This is a genomic window from Allobosea sp. 05T433 (genome assembly GCF_056396065.1).
In genome coordinates this window covers 70741-90630 of record NZ_JBFTKS010000021.1, presented here as the reverse complement: position 1 = coordinate 90630, position 19890 = coordinate 70741, and the positions used below count along the sequence as shown (strand labels likewise).

General features: G+C 65.6%; 14 protein-coding genes. 7 read left to right on the top strand and 7 right to left on the bottom strand.

What is annotated here, in order from left to right; translation table 11 throughout:
- Window positions 1–152: 152 nt before the first annotated feature.
- Entirely contained in the window at window positions 153–1793 is a 1641-nt protein-coding gene (locus tag AC1DGP_RS24825) for a DCC1-like thiol-disulfide oxidoreductase family protein (RefSeq protein ID WP_441507249.1), read from the top strand.
- Window positions 1790–3478, top strand: a complete 1689-nt coding sequence (locus tag AC1DGP_RS24820; protein ID WP_441490172.1) for a saccharopine dehydrogenase family protein — start codon at window positions 1790–1792, stop codon at window positions 3476–3478. The genes AC1DGP_RS24825 and AC1DGP_RS24820 overlap by 4 nt, the downstream gene beginning before the upstream one ends.
- 38 nt (window positions 3479–3516) lie before the next feature.
- Here the strand turns inward: AC1DGP_RS24820 and AC1DGP_RS24815 are convergent, their stop codons facing one another.
- From AC1DGP_RS24815 to AC1DGP_RS24805, 3 genes are all read right to left on the bottom strand, one after another.
- Window positions 3517–6693: an efflux RND transporter permease subunit gene (locus AC1DGP_RS24815; protein WP_441490173.1), complete on the bottom strand. Its 3177-nt coding sequence runs from the start codon at window positions 6691–6693 to the stop codon at window positions 3517–3519.
- 87 nt (window positions 6694–6780) lie between these two features.
- Window positions 6781–8007 (bottom strand): efflux RND transporter periplasmic adaptor subunit, encoded by a 1227-nt coding sequence (locus AC1DGP_RS24810; RefSeq protein WP_476775450.1) that lies wholly within the window; start codon window positions 8005–8007, stop codon window positions 6781–6783.
- 53 nt (window positions 8008–8060) lie between these two features.
- Window positions 8061–8894, bottom strand: a complete 834-nt coding sequence (locus tag AC1DGP_RS24805) for an alpha/beta hydrolase fold domain-containing protein (RefSeq protein WP_441490175.1) — start codon at window positions 8892–8894, stop codon at window positions 8061–8063.
- 131 nt (window positions 8895–9025) lie between these two features.
- Between AC1DGP_RS24805 and AC1DGP_RS24800 the strand changes: the two genes are divergently transcribed.
- Window positions 9026–9961 (top strand): LysR family transcriptional regulator, encoded by a 936-nt coding sequence (locus AC1DGP_RS24800; protein WP_441490176.1) that lies wholly within the window; start codon window positions 9026–9028, stop codon window positions 9959–9961.
- A gap of 153 nt (window positions 9962–10114) precedes the next feature.
- On the opposite strand, the gene AC1DGP_RS24795 is transcribed toward AC1DGP_RS24800, so the two are convergent.
- Together AC1DGP_RS24795 and AC1DGP_RS24790 are read right to left on the bottom strand one after the other, a co-directional pair.
- Window positions 10115–11554, bottom strand: coding sequence for an FAD-binding oxidoreductase (locus AC1DGP_RS24795; protein WP_441507251.1), 1440 nt, complete (start codon window positions 11552–11554; stop codon window positions 10115–10117).
- 238 nt (window positions 11555–11792) lie between these two features.
- Entirely contained in the window at window positions 11793–12488 is a 696-nt protein-coding gene (locus AC1DGP_RS24790; RefSeq protein ID WP_441490178.1) for a CerR family C-terminal domain-containing protein, read from the bottom strand.
- A 90-nt stretch (window positions 12489–12578) separates the two neighbouring features.
- On the opposite strand from AC1DGP_RS24790, the gene AC1DGP_RS24785 reads away from it, so the two are divergent.
- Genes AC1DGP_RS24785 through AC1DGP_RS24770 form a run of 4 tightly spaced genes read left to right on the top strand, consistent with a single transcriptional unit; the run spans window position 12579 to window position 17651 of the window.
- A complete protein-coding gene (locus AC1DGP_RS24785) occupies window positions 12579–13613 on the top strand; it encodes an HlyD family secretion protein (protein WP_441490179.1) in 1035 nt (344 codons plus the stop codon).
- Window positions 13610–15382, top strand: a complete 1773-nt coding sequence (locus AC1DGP_RS24780) for an ATP-binding cassette domain-containing protein (RefSeq protein WP_441507252.1) — start codon at window positions 13610–13612, stop codon at window positions 15380–15382. The genes AC1DGP_RS24785 and AC1DGP_RS24780 overlap by 4 nt, the downstream gene beginning before the upstream one ends.
- A complete protein-coding gene (locus tag AC1DGP_RS24775; RefSeq protein ID WP_441490181.1) occupies window positions 15379–16524 on the top strand; it encodes an ABC transporter permease in 1146 nt (381 codons plus the stop codon). Before AC1DGP_RS24780 ends, AC1DGP_RS24775 begins: the two co-directional genes overlap by 4 nt.
- 8 nt (window positions 16525–16532) lie before the next feature.
- Window positions 16533–17651, top strand: a complete 1119-nt coding sequence (locus AC1DGP_RS24770; protein WP_441507253.1) for an ABC transporter permease — start codon at window positions 16533–16535, stop codon at window positions 17649–17651.
- Between the two features lie 110 nt (window positions 17652–17761).
- Here AC1DGP_RS24770 and nagA read toward each other — a convergent pair whose 3' ends face one another.
- Both nagA and AC1DGP_RS24760 read right to left on the bottom strand, forming a co-directional pair.
- Entirely contained in the window at window positions 17762–18874 is a 1113-nt protein-coding gene (gene nagA, locus AC1DGP_RS24765) for an N-acetylglucosamine-6-phosphate deacetylase (RefSeq protein WP_441507254.1), read from the bottom strand.
- The gene (locus tag AC1DGP_RS24760; RefSeq protein WP_441507255.1) at window positions 18874–19875 is read right to left on the bottom strand and encodes an SIS domain-containing protein; all 1002 of its coding nucleotides are present in this window, start codon (window positions 19873–19875) and stop codon (window positions 18874–18876) included. Before AC1DGP_RS24760 ends, nagA begins: the two co-directional genes overlap by 1 nt.
- Window positions 19876–19890 lie beyond the last annotated feature (15 nt).

Sequence of the window (19890 nt, the reverse complement as noted above, 5' to 3'; positions counted from 1 at the left end):
GAATCACCTGGAGTGGTCGGCGCGTTGGCTTGCTGGAACATTGCACGGACAGGTTGCGGCCCCCGAATGGCGAAACGAGCGGCATGCCCCGTTGCCGGCGGGGTTCGCCCTGCCTATCGTGCAAGGGTTCAGTTTCCTCCAAGTCGGGTTTCATGCCAGCCAAGGATATCGCGATAGCGGGATGCGGCCCGGCAGGGCTGGCGGCCGCACTGATGCTGCATCGCGACGGACATCGCGTCAGGCTGTTCGAGCGCTTCGAGACGCCTCGTCCGGTCGGATCCGGTCTGATGATCCAGCCGACCGGTCTCGCCGTCCTCCGGGAATTGAAGCTCGCCGAAGCCACCCTCGCGGCGGGGGCCAGGATCGACCGGCTCTTCGGGCGCGCCGAACCGTCGCAGCGCATCGTACTCGACGTGCGCTATGCGGCACTTGGGCAGGATGCCGGCCATGGCATCGGCATTCATCGCGCTGCACTGTTCGACATCCTGCACGACGCCGCACGAGAGGCCGGAATTGCGATCGAGGGAGGCCGCAGCGTGGCCTCGAGCGAAATCGTCGGGGCGAACAGGCGCGCGCTCATCTTTGCCGACGGCACACGGACGGAGCCCTTCGACCTTGTCGTGGATGCCCTTGGCACCATGAGCCCGCTCGCGCGCCATCAGGGCCGGCCGCTGGCCTATGGCGCGCTCTGGGCCAGCCTCGATTGGCCCGACGACGCGGGCTTCGACATGGCGACGCTGGAACAGCGCTATATCCGCGCGAGCACGATGGTCGGGGTCCTACCCATCGGCCGGCTGGCCCAAGCGCCGACCGCAAAGGCAGCCTTCTTCTGGTCGCTGCGCTGCGACCGTCTCTCGGACTGGCAACGCTCCGGACTTGCGGCGTGGAAGGCGGACGTCCTCAAGCTATGGCCGGCAACTGCGCCCCTGCTCGCGCAGATCGAAACGCCGGATCAACTGACTTTCGCACGCTATGCCCATAGGACCACGCCCGTCCCAACGGAGCCTGGCCTGATCCATATCGGCGATTCCTGGCATTCGACGAGCCCGCAGCTCGGTCAGGGAGCCAATATGGCGTTGCTCGACGCCTTCGCGCTCGCAAAGGCGCTGCGCGACGGGAACGAGACGACGACTGCGCCAGGTTTTGCCATCGCCGCGCGTCGCCGACATGTCCGGCTCTATCAGACCATGAGCGCGATGTTCACGCCGGTCTATCAATCCGACAGCCGGATCCTGCCCCTGCTCCGCGATCGGATCGTCGGGCCGCTCGCCCGGATCTGGCCGGCCCCTGCCATCCTGGCGGCGATGGTCAGCGGTTTGATCGGCGCACCCCTGAAACGGCTCGGGCTGCCCGCCCCAGCGGCGATCACGCTGGGCGACGCAATCGAGGCGCAGACCCAAGGCAGGCGCGTGATCGTGTTTGACGGTGAATGCGTGATGTGCTCGCAACAGGCACAATTCGTCATGCGCAATGACCATGAACGCCGCTTCACGCTCACCACCGCGCAAGGGCCCCTTGGCCAGGAACTCTATCACCGCCTCGGCCTTCCCAAGTCGGACTTCGAGACGATGCTGCTGATCGAGGGCGGGCGAATCCTGGGCCGGTCGGACGCTGTCATCGCCATTGCGGCAGGGCTGGGCTGGCCCTGGCGCATCGCACTGGCGGCACGCGTCATTCCACGACCGCTCCGCGACCGGCTCTATCGCCTTGTTGCCCGCAATCGCTATCGCTGGTTCGGCCGACGCGAAACCTGCTGGCGCCCCACCCCGGATATGGCGGACCGCATCCTGTGAAGGTTCTCCTGCTCGGTGGCTATGGCGGCTTCGGTGCCCGCATCGCGCGGCGGCTGGCCGATACGGGGCACGAAGTCCTGGTCGCCGGGCGCAGCCTGGAGAAGGCGGAACGCTTCTGCGCTGGCAGACTGCGCCTCACCCCGCTTCTCCTGGACCGGGACCGCGATATCGCGCTGGCGCTCGCCGAGCACCGCCCTGCTGTCCTGATCGACGCCGCAGGCCCCTTTCAGGGCCTGGATTATGCGGTCGCTCGCGCCTGTATCGCCGCGCGGTGCCACTATCTCGACATCGCCGATGCGCGCGATTTCGTCACCGGCATCGGGTCTCTCGCTGAAGCGGCCCTGGCCGCCGACGTGGTCGTCGTCTCGGGCGCCTCCAGCGTCCCTGCTTTGTCGGGCGCTGTGGTTCGCGCCCTCGCAGACGGTATGGATCAGCTCAGCGCCGTCGAGCTCGCGATCAGCGCTTCAAACCGCGCGACCGCGGGCGCTTCGGTCACGAAGGCAATCTTCTCCTATATCGGCAAGCCGATCCCGCTCTGGCGCGCAGCGCGCCGGGCGAACGGCTTTGGCTGGCAGGACATCAGGCGCGAAGACTTTACGATTGCCGGCGAGCCACCTCTTGCTGGCCGCCTCGTGGCCCTGGCAGATGTGCCCGATCTCACTCTCCTGCCCGATCGCCTTCCGGGAAAGCCCTCCGTCAGTTTTAGAGCCGGCACCGAGCTCCGCTGGCAGAACCGTGCGCTTTGGCTGGCAAGCTGGCCTGTTCGATGGGGTTGGATCGAGAACCTGACCCGCTTTGCGCCCCTGGTCCTTCAAGCGCAGCGGCTGAGCTCTTCATGGGGCAGCGATCGCTCCGGCATGATGGTTCGACTGTTCGGGTACGCTGACGGCCGGGGTGTCGAACGGCGATGGACATTGATCGCGAGCAAGGGCGATGGTCCGGAGATTCCAGGCCTGGCGGCCGCAATCCTCGTCGACAGGCTCGCCAGGCGTGACGTTCCAGCCGGGGCCCGCGATGCCGGCGAGATGCTGTCACTGCCAGAGTTCGAGCCGGCCTTCACGCGACTGGCGATCCGGCACGAGATGGCAGAGCTGCCGCAGCCTCCCCCGCTCTATGCCCGGGTCCTCGGCGATGCCTTCGCAACCCTGCCTGCGGCCCTCCGCGCGATCCACACTGTCCTCCGCGATCGCGGCGCCCATGGACGGGCGATGGTGACGCGCGGGCACAACCCGGTTGCACGCGCTATAGCGGCCCTATTCGGCTTTCCGCCTGAAGGGGAGCATGGGCTGCACGTCGCCTTTGCGGAGAGTGGCGGCGTCGAAACCTGGATTCGCGACTTCTCGGGCCGCCGCTTCAGCAGCCGGCTGTCGCAGCAGGGGCGGCTGCTCATGGAGCGCTTTGGCCCGCTGCGCTTCGGCTTCGATCTGCTCGCTGACGACAAGGGGCTCGCGATGCACCTGAAGCGTTGGTGGCTGGGCCCCGTCCCCATGCCACTTGCCCTGGCGCCTCGATCGCTGGCGCGCGAATGGGAGGAGGATGGCCGCTTCCATTTCGATGTCCCGATCGCATTGCCGCTAATCGGACTGGTTGTGCACTATCGCGGCTGGCTCGAGCCGACGGCTGACAATACCGGCGCCTCGCAGCAGAACGCGCCGGACAGGGCCCGGCGCGTTCTGGCTGGTTGAAGCCGTCAGACTCCCCCTCAGGGCAGCCTGTGCCCCGGTCAGGCGGCTTGCGCCAGTTCCGCTTCCGCCTCGACATGCTTCAGCGGCTTGTTTCCGGTCAGGGCCCGCATCAGCACGTAGAAGACCGGAGTCAGGAAGATGCCGAAGGCGGTGACGCCGATCATGCCGGCGAAGACCGCGATGCCCATCGCCTGACGCATCTCGGCGCCGGCACCGGTCGAGATCACCAGCGGGACCACGCCCATGATGAAGGCGAGCGAGGTCATCAGGATCGGACGCAGGCGCAGACGGCTGGCTTCGATCGCGGCCTCGACCGGCGTCTTGCCCTCGAACTCCAGTTCGCGGGCGAACTCGACGATCAGGATCGCGTTCTTCGCAGATAGCCCGACCAGCACGACGAGACCGATCTGGGTGAAGACGTTGTTGTCGCCGCCGCTCCACCAGATGCCAGCCATGGCGGCAAGCAGGCCCATCGGGATGATMAGGATGATCGCGATCGGCAGCGTCAGGCTCTCATACTGGGCCGCCAGCACCAGGAAGACGAGCAGGATCGCGATCGGGAAGACGATCAGCGAAGAGTTGCCCGCCAGGATCTCCTGATAGGTCAGGTCCGTCCATTCGAAGGCAAAGCCCTTCGGCAGCGTCTCGTTGGCAATGCGCTCCGCCGCCGCCTGAGCCTGCCCCGACGAGAAGCCGGGTGCCGGACCGGCATTGATGTCGGCGGCCAGGAAGCCGTTATAGCGCATCGCCCGTTCCGGCCCGGCATCGGCACGCACGTTCAGCACAGCGCTCAGCGGCACCATCTCGCCTGAGGTCGAACGGACCCGGAGCTTGCCGATATCCTCCTGATAGGCCCGGAAGGGCGCATCAGCCTGGACGCGGACGGTGTAGGTACGCCCGAACTTGTTGAAATCGTTGACATAGGACGAGCCGAGATAGATCTGCAGCGTCTCGAAGACATCGGTCACCGGCACGCCGAGCTGGCGGGCCTTGGTGCGGTCGATATCGGCATAGAGCTGCGGAACATTCACCTGGAAGCTCGAGAACATGCCGGCGAGTTCGGGCGCCGTCGCAGCCTTGGCCATGAAGGCCTTGGTCGCTTCATCGAGCGCCTTGTAGCCAAGGCCGGCGCGGTCCTCGATCTGCAGCTTGAAGCCACCGATCGTACCGAGCCCCTGCACCGGCGGCGGCGGGAACATCGCGATGAATGCCTCCTTGATGCCGGCGAACTCCTTGTTGAGCTGCATGGCGATCGCGGCGCCGTTGAGCGAGGGGTCCTTGCGCTGCTCGAAGGGCTTCAGCGTCACGAAGACGATGCCGGCATTCGACGAGTTGGTGAAGCCGTTGATCGAGAGGCCGGGAAAGGACACCGCACTCTGGACGCCGGGATGCTTCAGGGCGATCTCGCCCATCTTGCGGATGACGTCCTCGGTGCGGTCGAGCGTGGCGGCGTCGGGCAGTTGCGCGAAGCCGACGAGATACTGCTTGTCCTGGCCGGGCACGAAGCCGCCCGGGACAGTGCGGAACAGCACGACCGTCAGGCCGACGAGCACGAGATAGACCGCCATCATCGCCGTCTTGCGGGTCAGGATGCGGCGCACGCCGCCGCCATAGGCCTGAGAGCTGCGATTGAAGAAGCGGTTGAAGCCACGAAAGAACCAGCCGAACAGCTTGTCCATGACGCGGGTCAGCGCATCCTTCGGGGCGTGGTGCGAACGCAGCAACAGGGCTGCCAGCGCCGGCGACAGCGTCAGCGAGTTGATCGCCGAGATCACCGTCGAGATCGCGATGGTCAGCGCGAACTGGCGATAGAACTGGCCGGTCAAGCCGCTGATGAAGGCGAGCGGCACGAAAACCGCGACCAGCACCAGCGCGATCGCGATGATCGGGCCGGAGACCTCGCGCATCGCCTTGTAGGTCGCCTGGCGGGGCTCCAGCCCCTGCTCGATATTGCGCTCGACATTCTCGACCACGACAATGGCGTCGTCGACGACGATGCCGATGGCGAGCACGAGGCCGAACAGGCTGAGCGCGTTGATCGAGAAGCCGAAGAGATACATCACGGCGAAGGTGCCGATGACCGAGACCGGCACGGCGACCAGCGGGATGATCGAGGCCCGCCAAGTCTGCAGGAAGACGATGACGACGAGCACGACCAGCGCGATGGCCTCGAGCAGCGTGGTGATGACGGCCTTGATCGAGGCGCGCACGAACTGGGTCGTGTCGTAGACGATCGCGTAGTCCACGCCTTCCGGCATGTTCTGCTTGATCTCGCGCATCACCGCCTGGACGTTGTCGGCGATGGCGATGGCATTCGAGCCCGGCGCCTGGAAGATCGGCACCGCGACCGCCGACTTGTTGTCGAGCAGCGAGCGCAGGGCATAGTCGGCCGCGCCGAGTTCGATGCGCGCGACATCCTTCAGCCGCGTCACAGCCCCGGTCGGGCTGGTGCGGATGATGATCTCGCCGAACTCCTCCTCATTCTGAAGGCGCCCCTGGGCATTGACCGAGAGCTGGAGATCGAGGCCCGGGGCGTTCGGGGAGGCGCCGATGACGCCGGCAGCAGCCTGGACGTTCTGCGCGCGGATCTCGCGCACGACGTCGCTCGGCGAGAGCCCGTGCTCGGAGACCTTCTGCGGATCGAGCCAGACGCGGAGCGAATAGTCGCCCGAGCCGAAGAGCTGGACCTGGCCGACGCCGTCGATGCGCGCCAGCCTGTCCTTGACGTTCAGGACTGCGTAGTTGCGCAGATAGGTCATGTCGTAGCGATCGTTCGGCGAGGTGATGTGCACCACCATCGTCAAATCCGGCGAGCTCTTGATCGTGGTGACGCCGAGGCGCCGCACCTCTTCCGGCAAGCGGGGCTCCGCCTGCGAGACGCGGTTCTGCACGAGCTGCTGTGCCTTGTCGGGATCGGTGCCGAGCTTGAAGGTGACGTTCAGCGTCATCACGCCGTCGGTCGTCGCCTGGCTGGACATGTAGAGCATGCCCTCGACGCCGTTGATCTGCTCCTCGATCGGCGTGGCCACGGTTTCGGCGATGACGCGAGGATTGGCGCCCGGGTATTGCGCGCGCACCACCACGGTCGGCGGCACGACTTCGGGATATTCCGAGATCGGCAGCACACGCAGCGAGAGCAGGCCGGCGACCAGGATGAGAACCGACAGCACGCCCGCGAAGATCGGGCGATCGATGAAGAACTTGGAGAGATTCATGAGATGCCCCCTTCGGGCGCCTCAGGCCTGACGACGGGCGCCATCACGCGACGTCGTCAGCACCCGAGTTCTGATAGGCGTCCCAGCTCAGCGCTGGGCGATTTCCGTGGGTCCTGCACCGGCCACCCGGCGCAGCTCTGACTTCTCGGCCATCGGCACCTGCTCGGGAGCGACAGCTGCGCCCGGACGAATGCGCTGCAGGCCGTTGACGACGATTTTTTCGCCCGGCTTGAGCCCGGCGGTGACGATGCGCAGCCCCTCATTGGCCGAGCCAAGCGTCACTTCACGCCAGCTCGCCTTGAGGTCCTCGCCGACGACGAAGACGAACTTCTTGTTCTGGTCGGTGCCGATCGCGCGCTCATTGATCACCAGCGCAGGCTCGGTCCGGGCCTGGCCCATGCGCAGGCGCACGAACTGGCCCGGCATCAGCGTGCCATCGGGATTGTCGAAGATCGCCCGCACCCGAACGGTGCCGCTGCCGACATCGACACTGTTGTCGACGAATTGCAGCCTGCCGTTGATCGGAGTGCCGTCCTGCGTCGCCGTGCCCATCTGAACCGGGATGCGCTCCAGCGCACGCGGACCATCCGAGGCCGGCAGCGAGCCGAGAGCCCTCAGCACCGTGTTCTCGTCGGCATTGAAGCTGGCATAGATCGGATCGACCGAGACCAGTGTCGTCATCAGCGAAGCCCCCGCCCCGGCTGCGACGAGATTGCCGACAGTGACCTCGAGCCGCCCGATCCGGCCACTGATCGGCGCCCTGATCTGGGTGTAGTCGAGGTTCAGCCGCGCTGTCTGCAGGGCCGCCTGGGCCGCGCGGTGATTGGCCTGCGCTTCACGAAGAGCATTCAGACGGGCGTCGAGATCGCGCTGCGACACGTTCTGCGTCGTCATCAGCTTCTGACCGCGCTCATGCTCGTTGGCGGCAAGCGCCACCCGGGCTTCGGCAGCCAGGACCTGGGCCTGGGCGCGTTCGAACTCGGCGAGATAGGGCGCCTGGTCGATGCTGATCAGCAGGTCGCCCTGCTTGACGAGGTTGCCCTGCTTGAAGTGCACGGCCTCGACGACGCCGGCGACGCGCGAGCGCACATCGACGCGTTCGATCGCCTCCAGGCGGCCGGAGAACTCGGCCCAGTTGGTCAGCTCACGCTGCTCGACGAGCGCGACCGAAACCGGGGTCGCCTGCGCGGCCGCCGGAGCGGTATCGCTCTGGGCCTTGTCGGAGCCGTTCATCACAAGCAGGACGGCGGCGAGAGAGATGGTGGCGGCCAGGCTTCCGCCCAGCAGGCCATGACGGATCGTTCCCTGAATCATGGGTTCATTCCTTGCGAGAGAAGAGAGGATCGAGTTGGTCGCGTTGGCCCCGATCAGGACGGCGCGGTGGATTTGAAGAACTCGGTTACATGGTCACATGCCAGGCAGAGGCAGGAACCTTCCTTGGGAGCCTCGGCATAGGCACCGGGCCAATTGGTTGGCGCAGTCTGCACGTAGCGACTGACCGCGACACCCGCTTCCTGCAGCCGACAGGCATAGCTCGCGCATTCGTCACGCAGCGGATCATCCTCCGCCGTGATCAGCAGGGCAGGAGCCAGCCCGGCAAGCCGGGAGGCGTTGAGCGGCGCGGCATAGGGATGAGCCGCCTTGTCAGGCGAACCCAGATAGTCGTGCCAGCCATCGGCCCAGCGACATCCCACCGGACCGGCATCGGCCTCGCGCAGCGAATAGGTCCCAAGGCAGGAATCCAGCATCGGCGAGAGCAGGATCTGCCCGGCGAGCGGCGGTCCCTGCCGGTCCCGCGCCATCATGGCGAGAGCCGCGGCCAGGTTGCCGCCGGCTTCTTCGCCAGCGACGTAGAATGGGGCGCTTTTCGCGACCCAGCGGCTGCGCGCCTTGTAGAGCGCCAGCAAGCCACCAAATACGGCCTCCAGCACATCGGGGAAACGGTGCATTGGCGCGAGCGGATAATCGACCGAAACGACAGCGGCACCGGCGCGAGCCAGGATCGTCGCGACCGCCTCTCCGCTTGCCAGCGAGCCCTCGTTGAAGGTGCCGCCATGCAGGTGCATGACGAGCGCTGTGTTGCGGTTGAGCTCTGCCGGGATGAACACACGCGCTGCCAGCGAGACTGGCTTGGCAGCGATCACCTCGTCCCGCCATGTGACGGAGATGGGGCGATCGAGGGTGGCGGTTTGAGCGGACATGGCGTGTCCCGGCGGCTTCTGTTGCAATGCAACCTGATTTAGACCATCGTGTTTCGGCAATAAATACCCGTAAAGCTCATTCATTATTTCCATATGGAAACAATCGAAGAAGCGACCTGTTCGAAAAAGCCATGGACCAGCTCAGCGCCATGCGCGCCTTTGTCCGCGTCGTCGAAGCCGGCACCTTCACCCGTGCTGCCGATCTGCTCGACATCCCCAAGCCGACGGTGACCAAGCAGATCCAGCAGCTTGAGTCGCATCTCCACGCCAAACTCCTCAACCGCACCACACGGCGCGTGACGGTGACGATGGACGGGGCGGCCTATTACGAGCGCGCGCTCAGGGTCCTGAACGAAATCGACGAGCTCGACGGCAGCATGGCCTCGTCACAGGCCAGGCCGAGCGGGCGCCTGCGCGTCGACGTCAGCGCGCCGCTGGCCATGCGCGTCATCATCCCGAACCTGCCTGAATTCCATGCGCGCTATCCCGACATCCAGCTCGACCTCGGCCTCAGTGACCGACCTGCCGATCTGCTGGCGGAAAATCTCGATTGCGCCGTCCGGGCCGGCGAGCTCACGGACCAGAGCCTGATCGCCCGGCGCATCGGCGAGATGTATCTCGTGACCTGCGCCTCCCCCTCCTATGTCCAGCGCCATGGCGAGCCCCAGCATCCGACCGACCTCGAGGGCGATCATTTCATCGTCGGCTACCGCTATGCCGGGACCAGTCGCACAGCCCCCTTCACCTATGCCGACGGTAAGGAAAGCCACGAGATCAGGGGACGTTTCGTCGTATCGCTGAACGAAGGTGCTGGTTACGTCGCTGCCGCGCTGGCGGGGCTCGGCATCGTTCAGGCACCAACCTTCATGGTGCAGGAGGATATCGCCGCCGGCCGGCTCGTACCGCTGCTGACGAATTGGTGCTCGACCCCCAAGCCGCTGCACATCGTCTACCCACCGAACCGTCATCTCAGCAACAAGGTGCGTGTCTTCGTCGACTGGCTGGCCGAGCTCTTCGCCAAGGACGACCTGATCCAGCGGCGCTCCAGCTTGCCGCATTGCGCCTAGGACCTAAGGCACGCTTTGGAGAGCCGGCCCGGCGCCGGCGGAGAGTCTCATTAAGCCATGGAGACGCACCAGCCCGCAGGGACACAATACGCGTCGATCCCTGCGGCCTGGGCCAGCCATCCAACCTCGTCCTAACTGCTCAGGCAGCTGGGCTCAGGCGGCCTGCGAACTCGCCGTCGGCTTCACATTCTGGTTCATGCGAAACAGGTTCATCGGGTCGTAGCGCCGCTTCAGCTCGGCAAGGCGATGGTAACTGCCTCCGTAAGCCGCCTGGACGCGGTCCATCTCGTCTGCCGGCATGAAGTTGATATAGGCCGTTCCAGCTGAATACGGCCTTGCGGCATCAAAGAGCGCGCGCGCCCAGGCGATGCAGGCCTGATCCATGCCCTGTTCGCGCCAGCGCGCATGAACATTCATGACGAAATGGGAGCTGCGCTGCGGAAAGGCGGTCGCATCCGCCGCAACGCGGCCGGCCGCCCCACCGACATGGCCGATGAAGATCTCGCATTCCGGCCCCGGGAGGCGACGCACCGCGCCAATCAGGATCCTGATCGCCGCGTCCGAGAGCTCGGTGAAGTCGTGGCTCTTCCAGTAGTTGCGGGCACCGGCTGTGAGCAGAGGATCGAAAGCCTGTTGCCACGTCGCGAAAGGCGCCGGCCCCACCACGTCGACGATCGGTTTTCCGATGGAACGCAGCCTGGCGGTTGCCTTTTCGCCTTCGGCGATGTCGCCGCAATAGCACATCGCGAGCACCAGCACTTCCTTGCCATGCCACTCGGCCGGCAGGAACGGCAGGGGCGGCGCCTGCCGCATCACGACCCAACAGGTCAACTCGTCGGGCGCCACTTCGAGCGCCTGACGATATTCCTTCAGGACGGCCTCGGCATCATCGAAGGGATGCACGACAAGGCCAGCCAAAACCTGGGGGCCAAGCTTGTGAAGCCGAAATTCGAACGCGGTGGCCACCCCGAAATTTCCGCCGCCGCCGCGCAGGGCCCAGAACAGGTCCGGATTTTCCGACTGGCTAGCGCGCCTGAGCTCGCCGTCAGCCGTCACCACCTCGACCGACAGCAGGTTGTCCAGGGTAAGCCCGAACTTCCGCGTGATCCAGCCGAAGCCGCCGCCCAGCGTCAGGCCGGCAATGCCCGTGGTCGAATTGATGCCCGTCGGCACCGCCAATCCGAATTCCTGGGTTTCCCTGTCGACATCGGCCAGGGTAGCGCCCGGCTCGACCCAGGCGCGCTGCGATGCTTCGTCGACTCGGACCGATTTCATCGGTGACAGGTCGATCATCAGGCCGCCATCGCAGACGGCATTTCCGGCAATGCCGTGTCCGCCGCCACGCACAGAGAGCAATAGTCCGTTGTCACGCGCAAATCGCACAGCGCTGACGACATCGGCAGCCACCGCACAGCGTATGATCAGGCCAGGTCTGCGATCGACCATCCCATTCCAGATCGCGCGTGCATCGTCATATGCGGCATCAGTCTCGTCGAGCACGCTTCCGTGAAGCTGCGCGGCGAGCGCCTCGATGGCTGAGGCGCTGATGGATTTCGTTCCGGCCGCCAGTGTCGTGAGGCTCTGGGCTTGCATGATCGTTCCTCCCGAATGGGTCATGAACTCTCAGCCCCCCGCCACAAGAATTCTGCGCCTGCGCCGGGCCGCACTCAATGACGCAGATCACAGAAGCTCGGATTTCCACGCTTCAGCGGATGGAGCTTTGGAGCGGGCAGTCATGCGACGATGGTGTCTAGCGATGACCACAGGCAATGGCGCGGGATCCGACGGTTGGAGGTCGGATGGATGCAAGCCTGATCGGCAGCACATCACCTCAGGCGGAACGAGCTTCCTCCCGCGCATCGAGTTCCGCTGCCACGGCAGCGATGCCGCCGAAAGCGAAGCGCTGGAAATGGGCGACCATCTCGTCGACAGCGCCCCGGTCCGACGCCAGGTCGGGAAAGACCTGCGCGAGGACCTGGCGGTTGCCGACGAGCATCACCACGAAGGGGGCGATGACAGTGAGACAGCACCGGGCAACGACGGGGTGATCATGCGGCACTCCCAGGATTTCGCCGACGATCCCGGTGACGATGCGCTTCTTCGGGAGAATCTCGCGATCCCGCAGCACTGCGAAAGCGGGTGTTGGAGCCAGCACCTCACGGCTCAGGACCCGCAAGGACCAGCTCGAGGAGGCGGGCCCCATGATCGTGCGGACCACGAGACCAATGAGGGTGCGAAGCTTGTCCTCCGGAGTCCCTGGGGCTTCTGCCAGCTTGAGCAGCCGATCATAGGTCAGCAGGCGGCGATGCGCCTCGACCAACACCTCGGCATAGAGCCCGTCGATGCCGCCATAATAGTAATTCACGGCAGCAGAATTGCTGCCCGCCCGCTCGGCGATCTCCTTGCCGGTGGCGCGATCAAAGCCCTTTTCCGCAAAGACCTCTCCGGCCGCATCGAGAATCTGCGCCTTGGTGGCCGCACCGTCCTCGCGGCGACCGGGTCGTTTTTGAGGAATCGCTCGTTTCATGACCCGAGCTTAACGCCGATCAAGAATATTTGAAAGATAGAATTTAAATTCAGATTTGACATATTGCACCACGCGCCTATCCTTGAAGGCATGAGCAAGGCACCGCGCATACTGGCTGTCATCGCCCTCTTGGGGGCCGCAGGCGCCTGGTGGTTTAGCCACCGCCCCGCCGCGACATCCGAGTTGGTCCTCTACGGCAATGTCGATCTCAGGCAGGCCTCGCTGGCCTTCAACGGCAGCGAACGCATCGCCGCGATCCTTGTCGAGGAGGGCAATGTCGTTCGCAGCGGCCAGGTCCTTGCGAAGCTGGATACGAGCCGCCTGCAACCGCAGATCGACCAGATGGAAGCGATTGTCGGGGCCCAGAAGGCCGCACTCGATCGATTGCGCAACGGCTCTCGCCCCGAGGAGATCGCCCAGGCCCGCGCCAACCTGGAATCGGCCAGGGCGGATTCGGTCAACGCCGCCGCGCAATATGAGCGGCGGCGCGCCCTGTCCGCGAATGCCGTCAGCCAGCAGGACCTCGATGCCGCCAAGGCTCTTGCCGAGACCTCCAAGGCAAAGCTCGATGTCGCAAAGAGCGCCCTCGACCTTTCTCTCGCCGGCCCGCGCTCGGAGGACATCGCGCAGGCAGAGGCACAGCTCCGCGGCAACCAGGCGCAGCTTGCGCTCGCCCGGCGCCAATTGGTCGATGCGCAGCTGCTTGCTCCCTTCGACGGCGTGGTTCGCTCGCGGCTGATGGAACCCGGCGAGATGGCCTCGCCCAGCCGCCCGGTGCTTTCACTGGCCATGACCGGCACGAAATGGGTGCGGACCTATGTGGCTGAGCCGAAGCTCGGACAGGTCCGCTCTGGCATGCGGATGCAGGTCACCACGGACAGCTTTCCGAACCAGCCGCTCGAAGGCTGGATCGGCTTCATCTCACCCGTCGCCGAGTTCACCCCGAAAACGGTGCAGACCGAGGATCTGCGCACGAGCCTCGTCTACGAGATGCGTGTCTTCGTCGAGGACCCGCAGGACAGGCTGCGCCTCGGCATGCCAGCCACCATCAAGATGTTGCCGGGAGCCGAGGCTGCGGTCGCAAACAGCGCTGCTGTACCCGAGACCGGGAAGACCAAGCCATGACCCCCGCCGCGCCCGTCTCACCCGTCACGGCGCGGACCCTCCACAAGACGTTCCGCCGGGCCACCGGCGAAACCGTCAAGGCACTCGACGATGTCTCCTTCGAAGCCAGGGAAGGCACGCTGACCGCCCTCGTCGGCCCCGACGGTGCCGGCAAGACCACATTGCTACGGCTGATCGCCGGGTTGATGAAACCCGATGAGGGTATGCTCGACGTTCTCGGCATTGTCGTCGCTGACGATCCCCAGGCCGTACAGGACCGCATCGGCTACATGCCGCAGAAATTCGGGCTCTATGAGGATCTGAGCGTCCAGGAGAACCTCGATCTCTATGCCGATCTGCACGGCGTCGGTGCCGACCAACGCGAGCACATCTACCCTCGCCTCTTCGAGATGACCCAGCTCGGGCGTTTTCGCGAGCGGCTGGCCGGGAAGCTGTCCGGCGGCATGAAGCAGAAACTGGGGCTCGCCTGCACCCTCGTCCGTGCTCCCGAACTACTGCTGCTGGACGAGCCGACCGTCGGCGTCGACCCACTGTCGCGGCGCGAGCTCTGGGCGATCGTGCTCAAGCTGGTGCGCGAGGATGGGCTCACCGTCATCGTCAGCACCTCCTATCTCGACGAGGCCGAGCTCTGCGACCATGCAGTCGTCATGCATGCCGGAAAGGTGCTGTCGCAGGGCACGCCGAGCGAGATCACGGCGAAAGCTGAAGGCCGCACCTTCATCATCGAGACGCCCAAGGGAATGCCGGCACGTTCGCTGCAGGCACGCTTGTTTCAGCAGGACGGCGTCATCGATGCCGTGCCCGAAGCCGGGCAAGTCCGCGTCGTGCTCGCAGCTCCGAGCGAAACGGGCGCCCTGCCCCTCGGCGACGGCACGCTTCGGCATCGCCGCGTGCCGCCACGTTTCGAGGACGGGTTCATGGTGCTGTTTGCTGCCGTCGCCGAGCGCACACGCAGCAGTGCCATGACGCTCGACCAGCCCACCTCCCCGGGTTCCGGCGCCATGGCGGTCGAGGTGCGTGACCTCGTCCGCACCTTCGGCGATTTCACCGCTGTCGATCATGTCAGCTTCGAGGTTCGGAGCGGCGAGATCTACGGGCTTCTCGGCCCCAACGGCGCCGGCAAGAGCACCACGTTCCGGATGCTCTGCGGGCTGCTGCCAGCCTCGCACGGCACGCTGCGTGTCGCTGGCGCGGATTTGCGGACATCTCGTGCCGAGGCGCGGCGCAGGCTCGGCTACGTCGCCCAGAAATTCTCGCTCTACGGCCAGTTGAGCGTCGACGAGAATCTCGATTTCTTCGCCAGTGCCTATGGGCTGCGTGGGAGGCGCAAGGCGGACCGGATCACCTGGGCGAAGCAGCAATTCGAGCTCGATGCCTTCTCCCGGCTGCCGAGCGGGCAATTGCCGGGCGGCTTCAAGCAGCGCCTCGCGATGGGCACCGCCCTGCTGCACGAGCCGGACATCCTCTTCCTCGATGAGGCGACGAGCGGCGCCGATCCGATCGCGCGGCGCGAATTCTGGGGCCGGATCACGGCGCTCTCCGAGCAGGGCGTCACCGTGATCGTGACCACGCATTTCATGGAGGAAGCAGAATATTGCGACCGGATCATCATCCTCGATGCCGGACGCAGCCTGGCAGAAGGCACGCCGGCCGAGATCAGGGCCCATGCCACGGCCCAGGACGGACGCCAACCGACGATGGAAGATGCCTTCATCGCCATCGTCGAGACGTCGCGTGACGGGCGTGCCGAGCAGAGGCCCGCAGCATGACCGCCGTGACCTCACAGACCGGCGGAATGGCAAGGCTGCGCCGCATCGCGGCGCTGATCCGGAAGGAGGGCTGGCAGGTCGTGCGCGACCCGAGCAGCATCGCGATCGGCGTGATCATGCCGATGCTGCTGCTCGTGCTCTTCGGCTACGGGCTTTCCTTCGACGTCAAGAACGTCCCGGTCGCGATCGTCATGGAGGACATCTCGGCCGAGGCGCGCGGCGCGGCGTCGAGTTTCGAACTCTCCGACTATTTCAACGCGGTGCAGGTCAAGACCATGGCCGAGGCCGAGCGGATGATGCTCGACAAGCGCGTCCACGCCATTGTCCGCATACCGCCCGATTTCGCGCGCCGGATGGAGCAGGGCACGGCCGAGATCCAGGTGCTGGTCCATGGCACCGACGCCAATACCGCCCGCATCTCGCTCGGCTATGCTCAGGGTGCCGTTGCAACCTGGATGGCGCGCGAGGCCGCGATGGGCCGCATCATCGCCGGTCCGCCAGTCTCGATCGAGAGCCGGCTCTGGTTCAACGATGCCAATAACAGCAGCTACTTCCTGGTTCCCGGCCTGATCGTGCTGGTGATGACGCTGATCGGTGCGCTGCTGACCGCGCTTGTCGTTGCGCGGGAATGGGAGCGCGGAACCTTCGAGGCGCTGTTCGTCACGCCCGTGCGTCCCGGCGAGATCCTGCTTGGCAAGACCGTGCCCTATTTCATCCTCGGCATGATCGGGCTCGCCCTCTCGATCCTTGGTGCCAAGCTGCTCTTCGGCGTGCCGATCAGAGGCTCGCTCGGGCTGCTCGTTGCCGTGTCGATGCTCTATCTGATTGTCGCGCTCGGCATCGGCCTGTTGATCTCCTCACTGACCAAGAGCCAGTTCGTCGCGAGCCAGATCACGATCATCGCCACCTTTCTCCCGGCGATGATGCTGTCCGGCTTCATGTTCGACATCCGCAGCATGCCGGTCGCGATCCAGGTGATCACGCATATCTTCCCGGCGCGCTATTTCGTCAGCGTTCTGCAGACCCTGTTCCTCGCCGGGGACATCTGGCCGGTAATCCTGCCGAATGCTGCGGTGCTGGCCGTCATGGCCGCAGTGCTGATCGCGCTTGCGATACGCGCGACGCGCAAGACCATCGTGTGAGGTGGGCCATGCTCGACACGCTGCTGCGCATCCTCGCCCTAATCCGCAAGGAACTGCTCGCGATCCTGAAGGATCCGAAGAGCCGCATCTCCCTGATCGCCCCACCGGTCCTGCAGTGCCTGATCTTCGGCTATGCCGCGACCTATGACCTCAACAACGTGTCCTATGCACTGCTCGACCACGATCGAAGCGCCGTCTCGCGCGCACTGATCGCGCGCCTGGACGGTTCCGGCACCTTCACGCGGGTCGCCACGCTCGACGTCGAGCGCCAGATCGCCGACATCATCAACGACCAGCGCGCCTTGCTGGTGATCACCATTCCCTACGATTTCGAGCGCGGTCTGCAGGCGGGGACCGCGCCCGCCGTGCAAGTCATCGCCGACGGGCGCAACTCAAACACCGCGGGTACCGCCCAAACCTATGTCAGCCAGATCGTCACCGGCTTTGGAGCCGACTGGCAGAGTTCGCACGGCCAGCCCGGCCCACCCGTTCGCATGACCACACGGGCCTGGTACAACCCCACCCTCGAAACGCGCTGGTACATGGTTCCGGCCCTGATCGGCACCATCACCATGATGATGACGATGATGCTGACTGCGATGTCGGTGGCGCGAGAGCGCGAGGAAGGCACATTCGATCAGTTGCTGGTGACGCCGTTCCGGCCCTCGGAGATCATGGTCGGCAAGGCAGTCCCCGCCATGCTGATCGGGCTCACCCAGTCGACGCTGATTCTGCTGGTGGCGCAACTCTGGTTCCAGATCCCGTTCTCCGGCAGTTTTGCGATGCTCTATCTCGGCCTCTTCCTGTTCCTCTCGGCATCGGTCGGGATCGGCCTCTTCATCTCGTCCATCGCGGGCAATATGCAGCAGGCAATGATCGGCTCATTCGTGCTGCTGATGCCGTTCATGCTGCTCTCGGGCCTGACGGCGCCGATCGGCAACATGCCCGAGATCCTGCAGTACTTCACCCTGATCAACCCGCTGCGCTACGCCATCAGCATCACGCATCAAATCTATCTGGAGGGTGCCGGAATCAGGCAGCTCTTGCCGGAGATGCTGGCGCTCGTCGCCATTGCCGCCGTGACCCTGCCCTTCGCCGCCTGGATGTTCAGGAACAGGCTCACCTGAGCCGATGGCGCCAACCATCGGCCCGAAGAGCGGATTGCGATCGTCGGGGAAGCCGACGCGATCACAGAAGGCCAAGCCCTCCGGCAGGATACGATATCCGCTCTGCGGAACTAGCCGCCGGTGCGCAGCACGGAGAATTCCGCCCGCCGCCCCGGCGCGATCCGGCCATGGCTGGTGGATAGGCCGAGATAGGCCGCAGGCGTTGCGCTCGCCATCGCCAAGGCCTGCTCAAGCGTCGCGCCGCCGTGCCGATAGGCATTGAGAATCGCGGCATTCATGTCGAGATGAGCGCCTGCGAGGCGGCCCTCGGCATTGACGAGCCGGCCGCCGCTGACATGAATCGTCTCGCCGAAGAGTTCGAAGGCATCCCCGTCGGCGCCGATCGTCGCCATCGCGTCGGTGACAAGCATCATCCTGTCCGGCCCGATCGCGCGAAACGCAGCCTGAAAGGACGGCCAGGCGACATGGTGCCCGTCCGCGATGATGCCCGCGGTCAACCCCATGCCCGACATCACGGAACCGACCACGCCCGGCTCGCGCGAGCCGAGCTGCGACATGGCGTTGAACAAATGGGTGGCACCGCTCAGGCCCTCGGCATGGGCCGCCGCCATCTCAGCCGCGCTCGCGTTGGAATGGCCCGCGCAGACCTTGACGCCACGCGCGACCAGCGCGCGGATGAAGCCGGAAGGCACGCATTCGGGCGCGAGCGTCACCAGTGTCACGCCAGCGGCGCCGAGCGACGTCAACAGATCGACATCCTCCGGCTCGGGCCGCAGGAGATTGGCGACCAGATGCGCGCCACGACGTTCGGGATTGATGAAGGGGCCCTCGATGTGAATGCCGAGAACGCCCGGCACAGCGCGCGCAATCGCTTCGCGTGCGGCTGCGATGGCCTTCGCGATATCTGCCCTGCTGGCGCTGATGAGGGTCGGCAGCAGGAACCGCGTGCCGAAGCGGGCATGGGCAGCGCTGATCGCAGCTATGCCGTCGCAGCTCAGTGTATCGTTCAGCATGACGCCGCCACCGCCATTGACCTGAACATCGATGAAGCCCGGCGCGAGCACGCCGTCATCCGGCAGTTCCTCGATCACGCAGTGCGGCTGCGCGCTTGACGGCAGCATCTCGGTGACGATCCCATCCTCGGCGATGACGAGGCGATCCGGCCAGATCCGCTCGCCATCGAACAGGCGCCGCGCACGCCAGCCCTGCCGCCGCGCTGCCATCACAGCGTCTCCGTGACCTTGACCAACCCCGGTGGACGGTCGACATCGCGGCCAAGCCGCACCGCCTCGGCTTCCAGCGCGCGATAGACGGGCACCAGCAGCGCGATCGCGTCGAGCGCCGGGTCGCCCGCTGCCAGTCCCGGGAGTGTCGGCCGCAGTCCGCTTCCCGAGAAGATCGACGCCCCCTCGTGACGAAGCGTCGCCAGGGCCTCCTCGATGCTCTCCGAAACCTCACCACCGGCATTGAGGCCGAGGATCGGATGCTCGCTCCGGATCGCGGCCTTGGGTCCGTGCAGGACTTCCGCCGAGCTGAACGCCAGCACGGGCACGCCCAGGACCTCGGCCGCCTTGAGCGCGGCCTCGCGCGCTGGTCCCAGCGTCAGACCGCGCCCGATGACGAAACCCGCCGGTGCATCGGACAGCCGGCGCGCCCAGGCCGACCAGTCGAGGGTGAGCGCCTGGGCAAGACGTTCGGGAGCCGATTGCGCAGATGTCGCGAGCGCAGCGTCCCTGCTCAGACGCGCGACCAGCAGCATGCCGGCCAGCATCGTGTTCACAACGGTCTTTGTTGCGGCCACGGCGAGCTCGGGACCTGCCGCGATCGGGATGACATGGCGGCAGGCCCGAGCGGCAGGGGAATCGGGATCATTGACGATGGCGACCGTTTGCGCCCCGGCCTCTGTCGCCTGCTCGGCCGCCGCCACCAGATCGGGGCTGCGGCCAGACTGCGAGATCAGGATATAGAGCGCCTCCCTGAGACGCGGGCTTGCGCCATAGCGCGTCACCACCGAAGGGGCCGCCGCCGCAGAGCTCAAGCCCAGGCGGGTCTCGATGAGATAGCGCAGATGCGTGCCTGCATGGCCGGAACTGCCCCGGCCGCTGACGACGACATGGCTGACGCGCGACATCTGCAGCGCATCGGCGACGCGCGCAATCTCGCCTTGCCCCTCCTGCAGAAGCCGCGTCGCGGCCTCGGGGATTTCAGCGATCTCGGCTGACATGCGGGAGGGGTTTCG

Excerpts from the sequence above, each read along its gene's own strand:
- AC1DGP_RS24785 (WP_441490179.1), top strand. The coding sequence starts at position 12,579 with ATGAGCAAGGCACCGCGCATACTGGCTGTCATCGCCCTCTTGGGGGCC.
- nagA (WP_441507254.1), bottom strand. The coding sequence starts at position 18,874 with ATGGCAGCGCGGCGGCAGGGCTGGCGTGCGCGGCGCCTGTTCGATGGC.
- AC1DGP_RS24775 (WP_441490181.1), top strand. The coding sequence starts at position 15,379 with ATGACCGCCGTGACCTCACAGACCGGCGGAATGGCAAGGCTGCGCCGC.
- AC1DGP_RS24810 (WP_476775450.1), bottom strand. The coding sequence starts at position 8,007 with ATGATTCAGGGAACGATCCGTCATGGCCTGCTGGGCGGAAGCCTGGCC.
- AC1DGP_RS24805 (WP_441490175.1), bottom strand. The coding sequence starts at position 8,894 with ATGTCCGCTCAAACCGCCACCCTCGATCGCCCCATCTCCGTCACATGG.
- AC1DGP_RS24780 (WP_441507252.1), top strand. The coding sequence starts at position 13,610 with ATGACCCCCGCCGCGCCCGTCTCACCCGTCACGGCGCGGACCCTCCAC.
- AC1DGP_RS24760 (WP_441507255.1), bottom strand. The coding sequence starts at position 19,875 with ATGTCAGCCGAGATCGCTGAAATCCCCGAGGCCGCGACGCGGCTTCTG.
- AC1DGP_RS24795 (WP_441507251.1), bottom strand. The coding sequence starts at position 11,554 with ATGCAAGCCCAGAGCCTCACGACACTGGCGGCCGGAACGAAATCCATC.
- AC1DGP_RS24800 (WP_441490176.1), top strand. The coding sequence starts at position 9,026 with ATGGACCAGCTCAGCGCCATGCGCGCCTTTGTCCGCGTCGTCGAAGCC.
- AC1DGP_RS24825 (WP_441507249.1), top strand. The coding sequence starts at position 153 with ATGCCAGCCAAGGATATCGCGATAGCGGGATGCGGCCCGGCAGGGCTG.
- AC1DGP_RS24770 (WP_441507253.1), top strand. The coding sequence starts at position 16,533 with ATGCTCGACACGCTGCTGCGCATCCTCGCCCTAATCCGCAAGGAACTG.
- AC1DGP_RS24790 (WP_441490178.1), bottom strand. The coding sequence starts at position 12,488 with ATGAAACGAGCGATTCCTCAAAAACGACCCGGTCGCCGCGAGGACGGT.